Genomic DNA, 18050 nt, shown 5'->3' on the forward strand with positions numbered 1-18050 from the left:
GTCCGGTGCCCTGGAGGCAATGGGCATTTGCAAACGAGAGGGGGAACTAGATGATGATTGACGAGTCCGGTAAGCGGCTGGATGTCTGGCGATGCCTGGAGTTGCTGGCCGTGGGGATACTGTCCGCGTCCATACTTGGCCTGCTGGCGATGCGCTTGGGTGTCTTCCACGCGTGGCCGATCTGGCTGCTCAGCATTCTGGCCACGTTCGCGTATGGCCACCGGTTTCCCGCCACTGCCGCGAAACCGCTGATTGAGCCGCCGGCCTGGCATGTGCTCGTCATCGTGCTGGTCGCACTGCTGTTCCGGCTGACACCTTATGTGTATCAGCTCGGCGGACAGGATGAAGGCATCTACACGAACATGGCCGCCTATCTGATGCACACAGGTGGCCTGGTTCCGTCCGATGCCATCCTCCAGTCGTCCACCAGTGCAGAAGCCCGCTCGGCCTATCTGCTGGGCAACTATTCCGCGCCCAAGCACTACTTGCCTGGGATCTACGGCGTGGAAGGAAGCCTGGAATTCCAGTTCTACCACTTGTTCCCCGTATGGTTGGCCTTGTTCGGCGACATCCTGGGTGTCGACAAGATTGGCTATGGTCTGTGCTTCCTTGCACTGGTCTCCGTGGTCTTCTTCCAGCGGGTTGCGCACCAGCTGACCGGGAGCGCCAAGGCCGGGCTTGTGGCGGGGTTGCTGCTCGCAGTGAACCCGCTGCATGCCTTTTTCTCGAAGTTTCCCGTCACTGAAATCCCGACGCTCGCCTTCTCGCTGATATCGCTGTCGTTTCTGCTGGCGTACTGGAAGGCACCCGAAGATCACGCGCAGCGGCGTTACCTTTACATCTCCGCGCTGGGGATGGCTGGGTTGTTCATGACTCGCATCAGCGGATTCATGTATTTGCCACTGATCCTTGGCGTGCTTTTCCTGGCGCTGATGATGGACCACCGTTCCCTCAAGCGGCGTCCCCTGCTGGGATGGGCCGGTCTGACCATTGCCCTGTACGTCGCGAGCATTGCCTACGGACTGGAATGGTCACGTATCTATTCCGTCGACATCTACAACTCCTCATTCGGTCCCGCGCTTGGCCCGCGCTGGAAGTTTTACGTACTGGCGCTGGTGGTCGGGCTGGGCTTGGCCTGGGTCGCCTTCTGGTACGCGGCCAACGAGCAGAGGCGACAAGCGAATCTGCTCAAGACACTGCAGCCGTTGCAGTTCCTGTTGCCGGTGATACTGGTGGCGGCCACTGCCATTTCGCTCTGGCGCGCCTATCGACTCGGTTACACCGACGCCTACGCCGAGCACCAGTGGTACGGCAAGATGTTTGGCCTCTCTCACAGTGGGTACTATGCGCTACGGTCAGTAAGTCTGATCGCGACCACCTTGTACGTATCTCCCTTCCTCCTGTTCGGGTTCTATGTCGCCAGCGTGAGGCGTCGGCTCGACCCCGCCATGGCAATCCTTCTGGTTTTCGTCACGGCGGTCTACTGCTACATCGCCGTGCTGCAGTGGGTCCTGCCCTATCAACCGTACTACGCACGTTATCTGGCCAGTGAGTTCGTGCCCTACATGCTGTTGTTCGTCGTGGTCAGCTGGCAGCAGGCGCCGACTGGCAACCTCAGGCGTTTCCTTGCGTCCTGTCTGGTGATTTGCGGGGCGTGGAGCTTGGTGTTGAGCGTCCAGCAGATCGGCAAGAACGAGCATCAGGGCGTGCAGCAGTCGCTTACCCGCCTGTCCCAGCATTGGGATCCGCGAGACCTGGTGTTCGTCGACAAAGGCATGACGGAGCCGCTCGCGCACGAAGTCAAGACCGCGCTGGTCTACACCTACGGAATCAACGTGGTCACCGTAACGCCACCGGACTTGCAAGCGGGTGGTTACGGGCATCGTCTGGCCTCGACCTACAATGACGTGTACTTCGTGACCCGCAGCCTGGTCGCGCCTCCGGGCTTCACCGAAGTGGACTCCGTCGACTTCCTCGAAAAGTTCTATTGCCACGGCTCGATGCCGCCGACGGAACTCTGCGTGCGTAGCGACAGTCGCTTGATGGTCTACAAACGTACCAGCCTGCCTCCTGCAGTGGCCGGTGACACGGCATTGGCGCTCAACGCGGATTCGCGCAAGATTGGCACGCTGGTCGGCACGCGCGAAGGCGCCCGGATCGTGGCCGATGGCCGTGCCGGCGTGCTGATGTTCGGACCTTACGTGCCACTGGGGGCCGGGCGCTACACGGTGGAAGTGCGGGGTACCGGCAGCAAGCCGTTTACGTTGGACCTGGTCGCCAACAAGGGGCGCGAGGTCATTTACCGCAGCACGTTCGAGACGGCGAAGGATGGCAAGGCAGGCATCCTCGCCAAGGCCGACGTCGAATTGAAGCAGCCAGTGGACGATCTCGAAATTCGCCTTCTGGTGCAGCCGGGCTCGGATGCCAGCATCGACGGCTACGTGGTCCTTCACCGATGAAACAAGGTCGGGCGCCCGTCACGGGCGCCCGATGTGCGTGATCAGGGCTTGTCCTGCTCCAGGCGCCGGTGCTCAACGCGCTGCAAGCGCACGTCGATGCGCTCCATCAACTTGCGGTTGGTGGAAATGAGTTCGGCCAGGAAGCCCATCATCACCATCAACGCACTCAGGATCAGGCACAGGGCGGCGAAGATCACCGACTGCACGTGGCCGCCGCCCTGGCCGATGGCGACGAAATAGACATAGCGCAGGCCGGCAATCAGGCCGGCCCCGCCCAGCACCACGGCCGGCCAGAAGAACAGCAGGAATGGCCGGTAGATCGCAAACACACGCAGGATGGTGATCAGCGAACGCTGCACATAGCTGCGGATGCTCTTGACCAGGCGGGAAGGACGCAGATCCGGGTTGGTGCGGATCGGCACCGACAGCACGCGCAGGTTGCTGCGGCCGGCCTGGATGATCGTTTCCAGTGTGTACGTGTAGGAATTGAACACGTTCAAACGCATCGCCGTTTCCCGCGAGATTGCGCGGAAACCGCTGGGTGCATCGGCCACGTCTGTCTGGCTGGCCACACGCACTGCCCAGCTGCCCAGGCGCTGCAGCTTCTTCTTGACCCAGGAGAAGTGCTCGGTCTCGTCGATTGGGCGCGCGCCAATCACCATGTCGGCCTGGCCGGCGAGGATGGGTGAGGTCAGCAGCGGAATGTCGTCGGCTTCGTACTGGTTGTCCGCATCGGTGTTGACGATGACATCCGCGCCCAGCCGCAGGCAGGCATCCAGGCCGGTCATGAAGGCCGTGGCCAGGCCACGGTTCATCTGGTGGCGGATCACATGGTGCACGCCAAGCTGGCATGCCAGCTCGCCGGTGTTGTCGGTCGAACCATCATCGATGATCAGCCACTCGACCTGGTCGAAGCCCTCCACCGTTCGCGGCAATGCGCCAATGGCCACGGCCAGCGTCGCGGATTCATTGAGGCAGGGGATCTGGATGATCAGCTTCATGCGTTGGCGTTCCTTGTGCCTCAGGTGCGTCCGTAGGTGTCTTCGAAGCGGACGATGTCGTCTTCGCCCAGGTAGCCGCCGGACTGCACTTCAATCAGTTCCAGCGGCAGCTTGCCGGGGTTGCGCAGACGATGGGTCACGCCCAGCGGAATGTAGGTGCTCTGGTTCTCGGTCAGCAGGATCACTTCTTCGCCGCGGGTCACCTCGGCGGTGCCGCTGACCACGATCCAGTGCTCGGCGCGGTGATGGTGCATCTGCAAACTCAAGGTGCCGCCCGGCTTGACGGTGATGCGCTTGACCTGGAAGCGCGCGCCATTGTCGATGGAATCGTAAGCACCCCAGGGACGATAGACCTTGCGATGCGCAGCGGCTTCGCTGCGGCCTTCGCGCTTGATCCGGCCGACGATGGCCTTGACGTCCTGCACGCGATCGCGATGGCCCACCAGCAGGGCGTCATCGGTTTCCACCACGACCACGTCTTCCAGGCCCACCAGGGCGATCAGGCGCGAGCCGTAGGCATAGGTGTTGCGGCAGTCGATTTCCATCACGTCGCCATGGTGGGCGTTGCCGGCCGCGTCCTTGTCGGACACCGCCCACAGCGCGGACCATGAGCCGACATCGCTCCAGCCCGCATCCAGCGGCACGACGGCGGCGTCGGCGGTCTTCTCCATCACCGCGTAGTCAATCGAGTCATTGGGGCTTTGCGCGAACGACTCGGCATCCAGACGGATGAAGTCCTGATCCCGCGCGGCCTTGGACAGGGCGGCTTCGCTGGCGCTGATGATGGCGGGCTGGAACTTGCGCAGTTCGGCGAGGTATCGCGATGCCTGGAACAGGAACATGCCGCTGTTCCAGAAGTATTCGCCCGAGGCCACATACTGGGTGGCGGTGGCCAGGTCCGGCTTTTCAACAAAGCGCTCGACTGCACGGACTTCGCCCTGGCCTTGCGCCTTGATGTAACCGTAGCCTGTTTCCGGCGCGTCGGGAACGATGCCGAAGGTGACCAGCTTGCCTTGCGCCGCTGCCTGGGCAGCGATCTTGACGGCCGCATGGAACGCGCGGTCATCGCGCACCACATGATCGGAAGGCAGCACCAGCAGCAGGGCGTCTTCGTGCCGGGTCAGCGCGTGCAGGGCGGCCACGGCAATCGCCGGCGCCGTATTGCGGCCGATGGGTTCCAGGATCACGGCGTCCGGCTCGGCGTTGCACTCACGCAACTGCTCGGCCGCCATGAAGCGGTGTTCCTGGTTGGCGACGATGATCGGCGCCTGATCGGCAATCGGAGCCACGCGCTTCCAGGTGGCCTGCAGCATGGTGTCGCTGCCCACCAGCGGCAGGAACTGCTTGGGGTAGGCTTCGCGCGACAAGGGCCACAGGCGCGTGCCAGAACCACCGGAAAGGATGACGGGGATGATGGGGAGCATGCGATCAGTCCTGGATCATGAATGGGTTGCTTGTCCACCCAGCAGGGCAGACAGTTCCTGGGTGCGGGTGGCCAACAGCGCCGCATCCGCTCGGGTCTCGACGTTCAGGCGCAGCAGCGGTTCGGTGTTGGAGCTGCGCAGGTTGAAACGCCAGTCGCCGAAGTCTGCGCTGAGCCCATCGGTGTCGTCCAGCACGGGATTGCGCGAACCGAAATGATCCATCACCCGCGCCTGCGCGGCCTTGGCATCCTCGACCCGGAAATTGATTTCGCCGCTGCAGGGAAATGCCGCGATGCGCTCGCGCACCAGCTCGCCCAGCGGCAGACCCGAGCGCGACACCAGCTCGGCAATCAACAGCCACGGAATCATCCCCGAGTCGCAGTAGGCAAAGTCGCGGAAGTAATGGTGCGCGCTCATTTCACCGCCGTAGATCGCATCCTCGGCGCGCATGCGCTCCTTGATGAAGGCATGCCCCGTCTTCGACATGATCGGCACGCCACCGGCTTGCTCGACCATCTCCACGGTGTTCCAGACCAGGCGCGGGTCGTGGATCACCTTGCCGCCGGGATGACGCCTGAGCAACGCGCTGGCGAGCAGACCCACCAGGTAATAGCCTTCGATGAACTGGCCTTCGGCGTCAAAGAAAAAGCAGCGATCAAAATCGCCGTCCCACGCAATGCCGAAATCCGCGCCGTGCTCGCGCACCGCATCGGCGGTGGCGGCGCGGTTGTCCGGCAGCAGCGGATTGGGAATGCCGTGCGGGAAGCGCCCGTCGGGTTCGTGCTGGATGCGGATGAATTCGAACGGCAGATGCGGGGCCAGTGCGTCGATCACCAGTCCGGCGCCACCATTGCCCGGATTGGTGACGATCTTCAGCGGCTTCAGGGCGGCGCGTTCGACGTAGCCCAGCAGGTGCTGGATGTAGGCCGACTTGTCGGCATCGACGCCGATCCCGCCGTGCCCGGCTGGCAGTGGCGTGTCGGCGGCGGCGAAATCGCGCACCTGGAACAGGCCGCTGTCGCCGCTGATCGGGCGCGATTGCTCGCGCACCAGCTTCATGCCGTTGTAGTCCATGGGGTTGTGGCTGGCGGTCACCATCACGCCGCCGGCCGCCTGGCGGTGGAAGGTCTGGAAATAGACTTCTTCCGTGCCGCACAGGCCGATGTCGATGACCTCGCGCCCGGCCAGGTTGAACCCCTCGGCCAGGGCCCGCTGCAGTTCTTCGCTGCTGAGGCGGATGTCGCGGCCCAGGACGACCGGACCGGGGCCGAGCAGGGCGGCGGTGCCGGCGCCGATGCGCCTGGCCAGGCCGGCGTCCAGTTCGTCCGGCACGCGGCCGCGTATGTCGTAAGCCTTGAAACAGGGCAGCAGCATCAAATCATTCCATTTCCAGGAACCCCGCAGTATAGCGACGGGGTCCGGGAGTCGGAATGAAGCGGGCTGTGCGACCTTGCGGACTCAGGCCTTGAGTGCGGCTTCCAGTTCCGGCAACAGGGTGAACAGATCACCCACCAGGCCGATGTCGGCGATTTCGAAGATCGGCGCATCGCCGTCCTTGTTGATTGCGACAATCGTACCGGCGTCCTTGATGCCGGTCAGGTGCTGGATGGCGCCGGATATGCCGACTGCCACATACAGCTCCGGCGCGATGATCTTGCCGGTCTGGCCCACCTGCAGCTCGTTGGGCACGTAGCCGGCATCGACTGCGGCGCGCGAGGCGCCCACACCCGCGCCGAGCTTGTCGGCCAAGTCATAGATGATCTTGAAGTTCTCGGCCGAGCCGACACCGCGGCCGCCGGACACCACGCGCTTGGCGCTCTGCAGGTCGGGACGGTCGGACTTGCCCGCCGCCAGGCCCACGTAGCGCGTATGCGTGGGCAGGCTGGCTTCCACGGTCGCTGCTTCCACGGCGGCATTGCCGCCCTTGGCGGCTTCGGGCCAGGACGCGCTGCGCACCGTCGCCACGACGGTGTGATCGGCGGGCGCTTCCACGGTGATGATGGCGTTGCCGGCGTAGATGGGGCGCTTGAAGACGTGGCTGGATTCCACGCTCATGACATCGGACACCTGCGCCACGCCGAGCAGCGCAGCCACGCACGGCATCAGATCCTTGCCGAAGGTGGTGGACGGACCGAACACGTGGCTGTAGCCGCCAGCGAGTGCGGCAACCTGCGGCGCCAGTACCTGCGCGATGAGCTGCGCGTTGGCGGGGTTGGCCACGGTCAGCACCTTGGCCACGCCGGCGATCTGGGCGGCTTCAGCGGCCACGGCGGCCGGTTCGGCGGCCAGCACGACGATGTCGATGCGGTCGGGTTTCAGCGCCAATGTGGCGCTCACGGTCTTGGCGGTGGAGGCATTGAGCTTGCCGTCCAGGTGTTCGGCGACGACGAGTACGGTCGACATGGTTACATCTCCAGAATGTGGGTCAGGGCGCCTGTGGGCACCCTTCAAGGAAGGACCTTCAGAGCAGGCCCTTGGCCTTCAACGCGGCCACCAGCTCGGCAGCATCCTTCACCATCACGCCCTTGCTGCGCTTGGCAGGTGCGGCGTAGTGGCGGGTGCTGAGCGTATCGGCGGCGGTGACACCCAGATCTGCCAGCTGCAGGGTCTCGAGCGGCTTGCTCTTGGCCTTCATGATGTCGGGCAGCTTGATGAAGCGCGGCTCGTTCAAGCGCAGGTCGGTGGTGATCACGGCGGGCAGATCCACTTCCAGCGTTTCCAGGCCGGCATCCACTTCGCGGGTGACCGTGGCCTTGTCGCCGGCCACTTCCAGCTTGGAGGCGAAGGTGGCTTGCGGGCGGCCCCACAGGGTGGCCAGCATCTGGCCGGTCTGGTTGGCGTCGTCATCGATCGCCTGCTTGCCCAGGATCACCAGCTGCGGCTGTTCCTTCTCGATCAGTTTGAGCAGGGTGCGCGCTGCGGTCAGCGGCTGGATCGCCTGATCGGTGACCACGTGGATGGCGCGGTTGGCGCCCATGGCCAGGCCATTGCGCAGATGCGCCTGTGCATCGGCGGGTGCGATGGTGGCAACCACCACTTCGCTGGCCACGCCCTTGTCGCGCAGGCGCAGGGCTTCTTCCAGCGCGATTTCGTCGAAGGGATTGGCCGAGAGTTTGACGCCGTCGGTGACCACGCCCGAACCATCCGGCTTGACCTGGATACGGACGTTGTAGTCCACCACGCGCTTGTAGGCGACGAGAATCTTCATCCTGTGGGATTTCCTCAGTGCTGCAACAGCTGTGAATGGCCCCGGTCGCGGCGGCTGACCGAGGGCAGAAGCGGGATTTTAGCGGTCAGACCCGGTCCGTGCGAGCCCGTACGGAAGTGTGAGGCAACCTGCCAAGCACGGCCTGGACCAGGCGATCGGCCGCCCCGGGGGCCTGGGCGAAGAAAAGAGAGGGCTCGGTAAGCTCCAGCTCCAGCAGGCAGGGCTGGCCGTGCGGGTCGCGCAGCAGGTCAACCCGCGCATACAGCAGGGGCGCGTCCAGCCGCAGCACCCGCTGGGTGGCGGACAGGATCTGTTCGGCCAGGGCCAGTTCGTCCTCGTCGGCGTCGGTGGCGCTGATGCCCTTGGAGGCAAAGGGCGTGGCGGCCTGCGCGTCGCCAGGGGCAAGCTGTGCCGCCTTGCGGATCGCATGGCTGAATCGGCCGTCGAAGTAGATCAGGGCGGTTTCGCCGCGGCTGTCCACGGCGGGCAGGTACGGCTGCAACATCACGCTGCGGTTTTCGTCGAGCAGTCGCGCGATGTGGTTGCCGGCAGCGAACTCCTGCTCGCGCCGGTAACGCTGGGTGTCGCGCGAGCCGGCGCTCACCGCCGGTTTGACCACGAACTCTTCCGCGCCGTGTTCTTGCAGGAACACCTGCAGCGCTTCCAGCGGTTCCTCGTGCGGCTCGACGAAGCGCGTGGACACCACCGGCACGCCGGCCTGCGCCAGATCACGCAAATAGTGCTTGTCGGTGTTCCAGCGGATCACCGCCAGCGGATTGAACAACGGCACTTGGCGGGCAGTGTGCTCGCACCAGGCCAGGAATTCGGGCAGGCGTTCGGTGTAGTCCCAGGGGCAGCGGAACAGCGCAGCGTCCACGCGCCGCCAAGCCACCGAGGCATCGTCCCAGGCCAGGGCACGGGTATGCAGGCCGGCGCGCGCGCAGGCCTCGATCAGCGGCGGCAGATCGTCGTCGTGTCCCGTGGCGGCGATGGCGGTGATGAGCGCAAGTGTGGTCATGCCGTCAGTCTAAGCGCAGCCTGCCTTCGCGATCCGCCATTGCCCGAAAGTACCTGTCGCCCAAGGGTGGCATCGGTAGAATGTGAGGATTCCCAAACGGATCAACCTCATGGTCGATGTCGCCGTCGCCGCCCGCGGTTCCGCGGGCAAGCAGAAGCTGTACCCCAGTGCGCAGGCCGCCCTGCAGGGAATCGTGGCCGATGGCCAGACGCTGGCCGTGGGCGGATTCGGTCTTTGTGGCATACCCGAAGCCCTTATTGCCGCCCTGCGCGACAGTGGCGTCACCGGCCTGACCGCCATTTCCAACAATGCCGGCGTGGATGGATTCGGTCTGGGCCAACTGCTGGCCACACGCCAGATCAAGAAGATGATCTCGTCCTACGTGGGTGAGAACAAGGAGTTCGAGCGGCAGTTCCTGGCCGGCGAACTGGAACTGGAATTCAATCCGCAGGGCACGCTGGCCGAGCGCCTGCGTGCGGGCGGCGCCGGCATCCCGGCGTTTTTCACCCGTACCGGCTTCGGCACCATCGTCGCCGAGGGCAAGGAAACCCGCCAGTTCGGCGAGCATTGGTACGTGATGGAAACGGCGCTGACCGCCGATGTGGCGCTGGTCAAGGCGTGGAAGGCCGACAAGGCCGGCAATCTGGTGTTCCGCAAGACCGCGCGCAACTTCAATCCCGCCTGCGCGATGGCCGGCCGCATCTGCGTGGCCGAAGTGGAGCAGGTGGTGGAGGTGGGCGACATCGATCCGGATCAGGTGCACCTGCCCGGCATCTATGTCGATCGCATCGTGCACAACCCCAGTCCCGAAAAGCGCATCGAGCAGCGCACCGTTGCCCAAGGAGACAAGTAATGCCCTGGACCCGTGACGAAATGGCCCAGCGGGCCGCGCGCGAACTGACCGATGGCGCCTATGTGAACCTGGGCATCGGCCTGCCGACCCTGGTCGCCAACCATATCCCGGACGGCATCGACGTCTGGCTGCAATCGGAAAACGGCCTGCTGGGCATCGGTCCGTTTCCGACCGAAGAGCAGGTTGACGCCGACCTGATCAACGCCGGCAAGCAGACCGTGACCGCCCGCGCCGGCGCCAGCTATTTCGGCAGCCACGACTCCTTCGGGATGATCCGCGGCGGCCATATCGACCTGGCCGTGCTGGGGGCCATGCAGGTCACTGACCAGGGCGACCTGGCCAACTGGATGGTCCCGGGCAAGATGGTCAAGGGCATGGGCGGGGCCATGGACCTGGTGGCCGGGGTCAAGCGCATCGTGGTCCTGATGGAACACGTAGCCAAAGATGGCAGCCACAAAATCCTGCCAAAGTGTGACTTGCCGCTCACTGGCGTGGGCGTGGTGAACCGAATCATCACCGACCTGGCGGTGTTCGATGTGACCCCGGAAGGGCTGCAGTTGGTGGAGATGGCGGAGGGGGTCAGCGAGGCTGAATTGGCCGGCAAGACCGGCGTCCCATTCCGCAGCTGACGGACCGCTCGATTACGGCTTAAGCCCTGCTGTACGGTCCTTTCCGGGGGAAAGGACCGAAATCACCGATTCACGTGGCCAAGAGTGTGAGGTGAGTTATATTTGTGATCTCAGGGGCTTTTCCGAGATTGAGGGTAAGCATGAAGTTTCGCCTCGGCGCGTGCGCCGCAGTTATGTTGTTGGCCGCGTGCAGCGGCGAAAAGTCCGCCGATGGCGCCGCTCAACTGTCTGTCAAGTCAGCCAGTGGCGTTGCCGCCACCGCGGCGAGCGTCCATTCCGGCCGCGCAGTCCTGACCTCGATCGCCAACGCGCCGGATCGCGGCGCGCTGATGACGTACCAGAACAAAGGCAAGCCCAGCAAAGTTGAGGGCGCCTTTACCTATTACCCGGTCGCGATCAGTGAAGACCACGCGCTCAAGGGTGTCGTCAGCGGTCACATGACCGTGCCCATGCCTGATGGCAGCCAAGTCAAGCTCAAGTACGAGCACCACGATGAAACCATCGATGGCAACTGGACCTGGGTGGGCAAGGTCGAAGGCGGCGATCCCATGCAGGAAGCGATCATCACCTTCGGTGAGAAGGCCGTGTTCGCCTCGATCCCGCAGAGCCAGGGCCGTCACCCGATCAGCATCCAGACCAGCAATGGTCAGCTGTTCGCCGTGCAGGTGGACCCGTCGCAACTGAAGTCCGGCAACTCGCATGACCGCACCGACGTGGCGATTCCCTCGGTTTCGTCGATCGTGGAAGCGGCCACGGCGCAAATCGCAGCGTCCGCGCAGGTCGCCCAGAGCGCGCCGGCGGTGGCTGCCAATGCGCCGCCGACCAGCCTCAACACGGTCGACGTGGCTGTCGGTTACACCCCGTCCGTCCGCACTCGCTACGGCAGCGCCTCAGGCGCCGTCACCCGCATTGCATCGCTGGTGGCGACGGGCAACGAAGCCCTGCGCAACAGCAAGGTCAACGGTTATATCCGCCTGGTCCATGCCATGGAAGTGGCTTACACCGAGACCAACAGCAATCAGACTGCGCTGCAGGAACTGACCGGCAGCAATGGTGTCAGCCCGGTGACCATCCCGGCGGCGCTTGCCCCTCTGCGTACCGCCCGCGACACCTACGGAGCGGACGTGGTGCTGCTGATGCGCAAGTTCCAGGAGCCGGAGCATCAGGGTTGCGGTATTGCCTGGCTGATCGGCGCCAATCAGGCATCGGTCACGCCTGCCAATGATTCGCGCTGGGGCTATGGCGTGGTCAGCGATGACAACGACGACAACTTCTATTGCGCCACCACCAGCTTTGTCCACGAAATCGGACACCTGCTGGGCTCGCAGCACAACGTGGCGAATGCGAACAACATTATCGGTCGCTATCCGTATTCGTACGGTTACAAGACTGACAGCGCCAACGGCAATTTCTTCACCATCATGGCGTATGGTGACGAAAACCAGACGCCGATGCTGTACTTCTCCTCGCCGCTGTTGACCCTCTGCGACGGCCGTGCATGCGGTACCGCCACCGCGGACAACGCGCGCAGCCTGAACCAGACCTTCCCGGTGGTGGCACAGTTCCGCGCCACGGTGGTGCCGTTCAATCGTGGTCTCGGCAACGATTTCAATGGCGATGGTCGCTCGGACGTGTTCTGGCGCAATTCGCAGACCAACGGCAATTCGTTGTGGTGGTCGGCTTCGCCCACGGGCTCCTACTCCACCACCACGGCGGCGAACTGGCGAGTCGTGGGTAGTGGTGACTTCAACAACGACGGCAAGTCGGACTTGCTGTGGCGGAGCACCACCGGTTCGAACTCGATCTGGTGGGGCGGCGGCGCTGCCGGTGCCACCAGCAGCTCCACCGCGCTGCCCTGGCAGGTGGCCGGAGTTGGCGATTTCAATGGCGATGGTCGCGACGACATCTTCTGGCGCAACCCGGTCAGCGGCGCGAATTCCATCTGGTGGAGCGGCAGCGTGACGGGCGCCAGCAACAGCAGCACGGCGACGGTGTGGTCCGTGGTCGGCGTCGGTGATTTCAACGGCGACGGGCGCAGCGACGTGCTGTGGCGCAACACCACCTCGCTGAACAACTCGATCTGGTTCTCCGGTGTGGCCGCGGGTGCACGCTCCAGCTCGGTGGCGGCCAACTGGTCGGTTGCCGGCATCGGCGACTTTGACGGTGACGGCGCGTCCGACATCCTCTGGCGCAATACCGGAGGCGGCAATTCCATCTGGCTGAAGGGTCTTGCTACCGGTTCCCGCAGCAGCAACCTGGCGACTGCGTGGACGGTTGAAACGACCGGTGATTTCGATGGTGATGGCGCCTGGGACATCTTCTGGCGTAATCGCAGCACCGGCGAGAATCAGATCTGGCGTTCGGGCTTGCCCACGACCGTGCAGGCCGTGCCTGCGGTCAGTGGTACAGCCTGGAGTGTCCAGCCCTGAGTCAAGCTGGATGAGCCCGAGTCCCTGATCAGGATGGGCCATGTCAATGCCAGAGGGCCCGCCAATCGGCGGGCCCTCTGCTTTTGGTGCGCGGCCTTGCCCCGGGATCAGGATGCTCAGGCTTGCGGCAAGCGTTTCATCATCACCAGGCCAACCGCAAACACCACCGCATCCATCAGGGTGGTGGTAACGCGCAACAAGGCGGCGGCCAGAAGCGCGACATCGTGGCCGGCGATGGGCGCCAGTCCCACGAGCAGGCACGCCTCGCGGATGCCCAGCCCCGCGGGAGCGCCAGGAATCAGGAAGCCCAACAGCCAGGCCGCGGCATAGACACCCACGACCTCTGGCAGGACGGACCACGGCGACACGCTGGGGGCCAGCGAACCGAGCAACAAGGACAGAGCCAGGCCACCCAGCAGGAAGCTGATGCAATACAGCCCGATGCCCTGGCCAAGCAACGGAAAGCTCTTTGGATTGGCGAGTATCGAAACCAGGCGGGCCAGCGCGCCCGCTTTCAGCCAGTGGGCGCGAGTCAGCCATGCGACGGCGCCCGCGGTCAACAGGCAGCCCAGGATCACGAGCAGCCATGTGCCGGAAAGCGCCACGCGTTGGCTGGCCAAGGCCCATATCAACGGATAACAAGGCAGGCTGCACAGCAGCGCCGCCAGCACCACCATCAGGCTATCCACCAGCAGACTGCCCACCACGAGTTGCGCCGGCAGGCCCGCACGTTGCGCCAGCAGCACTCGGCCGACGTGGTGACCCACGTTTCCGGGCAGGTATTTGGCGAACTGCGATACCAGGATGATCGCGGCGGAATGACCCAGGGCCAGGGTTGCGCCAAGGAAGCGCAACGCGCGCTGCCAGGTCGCTGCCGAAACGAGATAGGTAGTGGCGTAGAGCACGCCCGCCGCAATCATTGCCTGCAGCGTGAGCATCCCGAACTCGAACGACTTCAGCGATTCCCAATGCTTGCCGATGGCCTGTACGAAATAGAACGCGGACAGCAGGGTGAGGATGACTCCGACAATGACGTACAGCCGCTTCATGCGGGCTGTCTCTTCAGCCGGTAGATGAGCGTGGGTATCACCGGCATGGTCAGCTTCAACAGGCCATCGGGGACGAATCGACGCACCCAGGGCGTCACCGGAGAATGGGGATGCTCGATATCCAGGGTGGCGCGCAACGCCGGGATCGTGATGTCCTGGTGCAGCAGGTGACCTTCGTCAAACAGGCGCTCGGCAGAACGTGCGCTCAGCGGAACGCAATCGTAGTATTGGCCGCGTCGCGTACGACGGACCCACGCGTCGGCGATCGACTGCGGCAACCAGCTCAGCAAGGGCAAGCGGTAATGCGGCTCGACCAGGCGCCACTTGTTGGGGACGGCGAGGTAGCCGACACCCGCAGGCAACAATACGCGCGCGATTTCGCGCAAGTGTTCAAGTTGTGCCTCGTGGTTGCCTACGTGTTCGATGACATGGTTCGAAATGACCAGATCGAAATGGTGATCCGGGAAGGGCAGGTGCGTCCCTTCCACAATCGAGAAGTGATAGCCGGCAAACTCGATGCGGTTGTCCTTCACGTCGACGGCATGCACTTCCGCATTCGGCGCGACCTCGGCCAGTCGACTGGAAATGACGCCGGAACCACAACCGATTTCGAGGATGCGGCGACAACTTGCAAGGTCCAGGTCCGGTAGCAGAGCCACGATCTTGTCGGCCTTGCTGATGCGGCTGTCGCGCTCGAGGATTGCGTGTGCCTGGCGATCCGGCTCAGCCATGGTGGGCGTCCTTGCTCTGGCGCGGCGAGGCGTCGGGCCCTGCGGTCAATCGGTGAAGTTGCCGGGCGAGCGTATCCCAGGTCCATTGCCGACTCTGTGCCTTGACGTTGGCCGACAGGCGTTCCGCCTGTTCGCGACGTGCATCGGCCATCACCTGCGTCAACGCCGCAACGTCGTTGGGCGGAAACAGCATGCCCGTGACGTCGTGTTCCACTACGTCGGGAAGGCCTCCGACGTTCGTCGCCAGCAACGGTTTTTGGTAATGATGCGCGACAGACGCCACTGCGCTGCCGGTGGCATGACGGTACGGCAGGATCACGAAGTCCGCGCGCTCGAAATAATCGGCGACTTCCTCGTCTCCCTTGTACTCGAGGTGCAGTTCGACCCGGTCGCCCAAGCGCGCCGCAGCTTGCTGGATGGCCTCCATGTCGCCCCATGGTTCGCCCACCACAGTCAGGTAGACCGACGAATCCTGCAGCCTCTCCAAGGCTTCCATCAGCAGGTCCAATCCCTTGTAGGGTCTGATGAAGCCGAAGAACAGCAGTTCCAGGCGCCCGCGTTTCGGTAGGGAGCCGGTGGGCGCCGGGTAGTGTCCGTAGCTGGGAATGGGATGACAGAGAACCGGCTTGCCGGGGAACAACGCTTCCAGCGCCGCCTTCTGCGATTGCGAGTGGGTGAGAAAGCCGTCGGCCATGCCCAGCAAGCGCCGCGACAGCACCGACTTCAGCCGACCGGCGTCATGATCTTCGAGGTTGTGGACGATGAACGCGACACGCACGCGACGTCTCCGCAACAGGTAGCACATCGCAATGAAACACGGGGCCCAGAAGATCGTCCACCAGTGGAAGGCGACCAAGGCGGGTCGGGTCGCCGCAATTCGCCGTGCGCTGCGCCACCAGGTCAGGGGATTCAACGAATCGATGTCATACCGCACGCCAGGCAGCGATTGACCCAACTTCGAAGGATCCTTGTCACTCTTGCCGGGATACAACAGCGCGGGGTATTGACGCGAGAAGGAAATGAAACGGTTCGGCAAGCCCAGTTTTTTCATGCTGCCGTACAGCAGTTCGTTGTATTGGGATATCCCGCCGCGAAAAGGCAGGATCGGGCCCACGACCACGATGTCAGCGGGTGCCGATGGGTTTTCCTCTGGATTCATGCTTCGTGCTGGTCGCTGCGCATGACGGGATTCTAGCCTCTCAGCCGCCGTTCCTCGTAGGCCGGGCATAGGGATAGTGGTGGATGGCCGGCTCGATCCCGCTCCGGACGAAGGCCATGCTGTGCACGCGAAAGCCCGCGACCTGCACGCAATGGCCAAACTCGCGTTCGACGGCATGCGCCAGCGTGCCGTCCACCTGTCCCGCCTCGTCCTCGAAGTCGGAGGCAAACAGACAGGCATCCAGCAACGGCCGCAGTGCACGCAGCCGGACCCAGAACATGCTGCCAGCGACAAAGACCTGGTCAGGCCCGGCAGGCGGCACTCCCATCAGCGTGTTCAAGCGTGCCACGCTCGCCGCATTGGCGCCCAGGTAGTCCGCGTGGCGCAGCAGATGCCCTTCCGGGCCTATGACGCCCAGATCATCTTTCGCCTTGAACGCGGCAAGCACCGCTTGGACCGCTTCAGGGGCAAGCAGATCGTCGACCAGCTCGCGCCGCCATTGCTCTCCGTCGGCACGGTGCACGGAACGCTTGGTGTGCAGTTTCAGGACCAATTCGATCCCTTCGTCCATCAGGTCTTGTGCCACACGCAGGAAGGGCAGGATGTCGCGGCCTCGATTTTCGCAACAGCGCACCTCGGCATATGGGCAAGTGCGCTCGACGATGGCGCGCACCTGCTCTGCGACTTCGGGTGCGGTCGTGACGATCAGGCGAGCCTGGGGCAGATGCTCGGCGGTCGACCGCAGGAGCGGCGCCAACAGCTCCGGATACCAGGCGTGGATGATGCAAGCCAGGCCGCCGACGGGCACGGCAGGTCGGGACAGGGCATCGCGCGTGGCCTGGAGATAGGCATGGCCCAGGGTGGCGGTCGGCTCGAGGACCGCGCCCTCGGCCCATTCGTTCCAGGCGTTGATGAAGACCAGCGCGGAAGCAGGCTGCGCGTGAGTCGGGGTCAGTTCCAGCACGCTTCGCAGCCAGTCGCGGTACGCGCGCGGTGAATCATGGACAAAACTGCGTCCACGACCGGAACGCCGAGCTTCGTTGTCCCAGCCCGGGTTCACGCCTCGATACACGCGATAACCGGATTCCGCGGCACGCTGCTGGAATTGCGCGGACATGGAACGCCAATCCAGCACCTGGCCCGCGTAGCCGGCAGTGAGCAAAGCAGGCTGCGGATCGGCATGCTGGGGCGTGCCCAGGTTCGGCGGAAACTCCACCGCCGCGTCAAAGCCGATATCGGCCGGCACGGGGCGCTCGAAGCTCTGCACGTAGGCCAGATGAATCTCGCCAATGCCGTTGTCGCGACACCATCCGCGCCAGCGCTCCGCAGTGGCCGCCATCTCCGGAAACAGGCCGGGTCGGTACACCAGCAACACCGGCTTGCCGTCCACGCGCAGGTAGCGCGGGTCGCGCAGGTAATCGGCGATGTAGGCGATGAAGGCCAGATCATCGGCCGCACTGTGTTGCTGATCGATCAGGATTTCGTTACCGCGTCCATCCCACGTGCGCGACCACTTCTCGTTGGCCCAGCACAGGCAGAACGGCAGATCGATCGAGGGATCCGCCAACCAGTTGCGAAGTGGCGCTTCGAGCAGGGTCTTGCCGCCAAACCAGTAGAAGTAGAAGCAGAACGCACCGATCCCGTACTCGCGTGCCAGCCGTGCCTGTTCGCGCATCACCTCGGGATTGCGCAGATCGTAGAAACCGAGATCGCCAGGCAGCTTCGGCTGCACATGCCCTTCGAACTGCGGCAGCGCGCGGGTGACATTGCGCCACTCGGTGAAACCCTTGCCCCACCAGGCATCGTTTTCGGGGATGGCGTGGAATTGCGGCAAGTAGAAGGCCACCAGGGTGGCGGGCAGCGGGTCGATGAGCGGCTCTTTCCGGTACTCGACATAGCCCAACGCGCGTTCGTCGGCGCGTACGCGGCGATTCGATGCATGCTCGGCCAGCACACCGCGCGGCCCCACCGGCACCAGATCCGCATGCCGATCCAGAAACCGCTGGCGCAGGCGATCCCGCGTGGCCAGCGACATCGGCGTGATCCGGAATGCCCAGCGCAGCGCGTAGAACATTGCGTTGCGCAGCGGC

The 18050-nt window shown here is 64.1% G+C and carries 14 protein-coding genes; 4 read left to right on the forward strand and 10 right to left on the reverse strand.

Annotated features, from left to right (window positions below; translation table 11 throughout):
* The first annotated feature begins 50 nt into the window (after positions 1-50).
* Positions 51-2459 carry a hypothetical protein gene (locus tag B5X78_RS11865; protein ID WP_079724749.1) on the forward strand — a complete coding sequence of 803 codons (2409 nt, stop codon included), beginning with the start codon at positions 51-53 and terminating at the stop codon, positions 2457-2459.
* 41 nt (positions 2460-2500) lie between these two features.
* On the opposite strand, the gene B5X78_RS11870 is transcribed toward B5X78_RS11865, so the two are convergent.
* From B5X78_RS11870 to B5X78_RS11895, 6 genes are all read right to left on the reverse strand, one after another.
* Positions 2501-3460, reverse strand: coding sequence for a glycosyltransferase family 2 protein (locus B5X78_RS11870; RefSeq protein WP_079724750.1), 960 nt, complete (start codon positions 3458-3460; stop codon positions 2501-2503).
* A 20-nt stretch (positions 3461-3480) separates the two neighbouring features.
* On the reverse strand, positions 3481-4884 hold the full coding sequence (locus B5X78_RS11875; RefSeq protein ID WP_079724751.1) for a mannose-1-phosphate guanylyltransferase/mannose-6-phosphate isomerase: 1404 nt from the start codon (positions 4882-4884) through the stop codon (positions 3481-3483).
* Positions 4885-4899: 15 nt separating this feature from the next.
* The gene (locus B5X78_RS11880) at positions 4900-6258 is read right to left on the reverse strand and encodes a phosphohexomutase domain-containing protein (RefSeq protein WP_079724752.1); all 1359 of its coding nucleotides are present in this window, start codon (positions 6256-6258) and stop codon (positions 4900-4902) included.
* Between the two features lie 84 nt (positions 6259-6342).
* Positions 6343-7287 carry an electron transfer flavoprotein subunit alpha/FixB family protein gene (locus B5X78_RS11885; protein WP_079724753.1) on the reverse strand — a complete coding sequence of 315 codons (945 nt, stop codon included), beginning with the start codon at positions 7285-7287 and terminating at the stop codon, positions 6343-6345.
* A gap of 58 nt (positions 7288-7345) precedes the next feature.
* The gene (locus B5X78_RS11890) at positions 7346-8092 is read right to left on the reverse strand and encodes an electron transfer flavoprotein subunit beta/FixA family protein (RefSeq protein WP_079724754.1); all 747 of its coding nucleotides are present in this window, start codon (positions 8090-8092) and stop codon (positions 7346-7348) included.
* Between the two features lie 85 nt (positions 8093-8177).
* The gene (locus B5X78_RS11895; RefSeq protein WP_079724755.1) at positions 8178-9110 is read right to left on the reverse strand and encodes an ATP-grasp domain-containing protein; all 933 of its coding nucleotides are present in this window, start codon (positions 9108-9110) and stop codon (positions 8178-8180) included.
* Positions 9111-9219: 109 nt separating this feature from the next.
* Between B5X78_RS11895 and B5X78_RS11900 the strand changes: the two genes are divergently transcribed.
* The 3 genes from B5X78_RS11900 (at position 9220) to B5X78_RS11910 (ending at position 13021) form a co-directional block, all read left to right on the forward strand.
* On the forward strand, positions 9220-9963 hold the full coding sequence (locus B5X78_RS11900) for a CoA transferase subunit A (RefSeq protein ID WP_079724756.1): 744 nt from the start codon (positions 9220-9222) through the stop codon (positions 9961-9963).
* Complete coding sequence (locus tag B5X78_RS11905; protein ID WP_079724757.1) at positions 9963-10592, forward strand: CoA transferase subunit B; 630 nt, start codon at positions 9963-9965, stop codon at positions 10590-10592. Before B5X78_RS11900 ends, B5X78_RS11905 begins: the two co-directional genes overlap by 1 nt.
* Before the next feature lie 140 nt (positions 10593-10732).
* Positions 10733-13021 (forward strand): reprolysin-like metallopeptidase, encoded by a 2289-nt coding sequence (locus tag B5X78_RS11910; protein WP_079724758.1) that lies wholly within the window; start codon positions 10733-10735, stop codon positions 13019-13021.
* A gap of 116 nt (positions 13022-13137) precedes the next feature.
* Here B5X78_RS11910 and B5X78_RS11915 read toward each other — a convergent pair whose 3' ends face one another.
* Genes B5X78_RS11915 through B5X78_RS11930 form a run of 4 tightly spaced genes read right to left on the reverse strand, consistent with a single transcriptional unit; the run spans position 13138 to position 18034 of the window.
* Positions 13138-14070, reverse strand: coding sequence for a lysylphosphatidylglycerol synthase domain-containing protein (locus tag B5X78_RS11915; RefSeq protein WP_079724759.1), 933 nt, complete (start codon positions 14068-14070; stop codon positions 13138-13140).
* Positions 14067-14801 carry a class I SAM-dependent methyltransferase gene (locus B5X78_RS11920; protein WP_079724760.1) on the reverse strand — a complete coding sequence of 245 codons (735 nt, stop codon included), beginning with the start codon at positions 14799-14801 and terminating at the stop codon, positions 14067-14069. The genes B5X78_RS11915 and B5X78_RS11920 overlap by 4 nt, the downstream gene beginning before the upstream one ends.
* Complete coding sequence (locus B5X78_RS11925) at positions 14794-16029, reverse strand: glycosyltransferase family 4 protein (protein WP_079724761.1); 1236 nt, start codon at positions 16027-16029, stop codon at positions 14794-14796. The genes B5X78_RS11920 and B5X78_RS11925 overlap by 8 nt, the downstream gene beginning before the upstream one ends.
* Entirely contained in the window at positions 16001-18034 is a 2034-nt protein-coding gene (locus B5X78_RS11930) for a glycoside hydrolase family 99-like domain-containing protein (RefSeq protein WP_079726155.1), read from the reverse strand. The genes B5X78_RS11925 and B5X78_RS11930 overlap by 29 nt, the downstream gene beginning before the upstream one ends.
* Positions 18035-18050 lie beyond the last annotated feature (16 nt).

It is taken from the genome of Pseudoxanthomonas indica (genome assembly GCF_900167565.1).
In the GTDB taxonomy this organism is placed as follows: Bacteria; Pseudomonadota; Gammaproteobacteria; order Xanthomonadales; family Xanthomonadaceae; genus Pseudoxanthomonas_A; species Pseudoxanthomonas_A indica.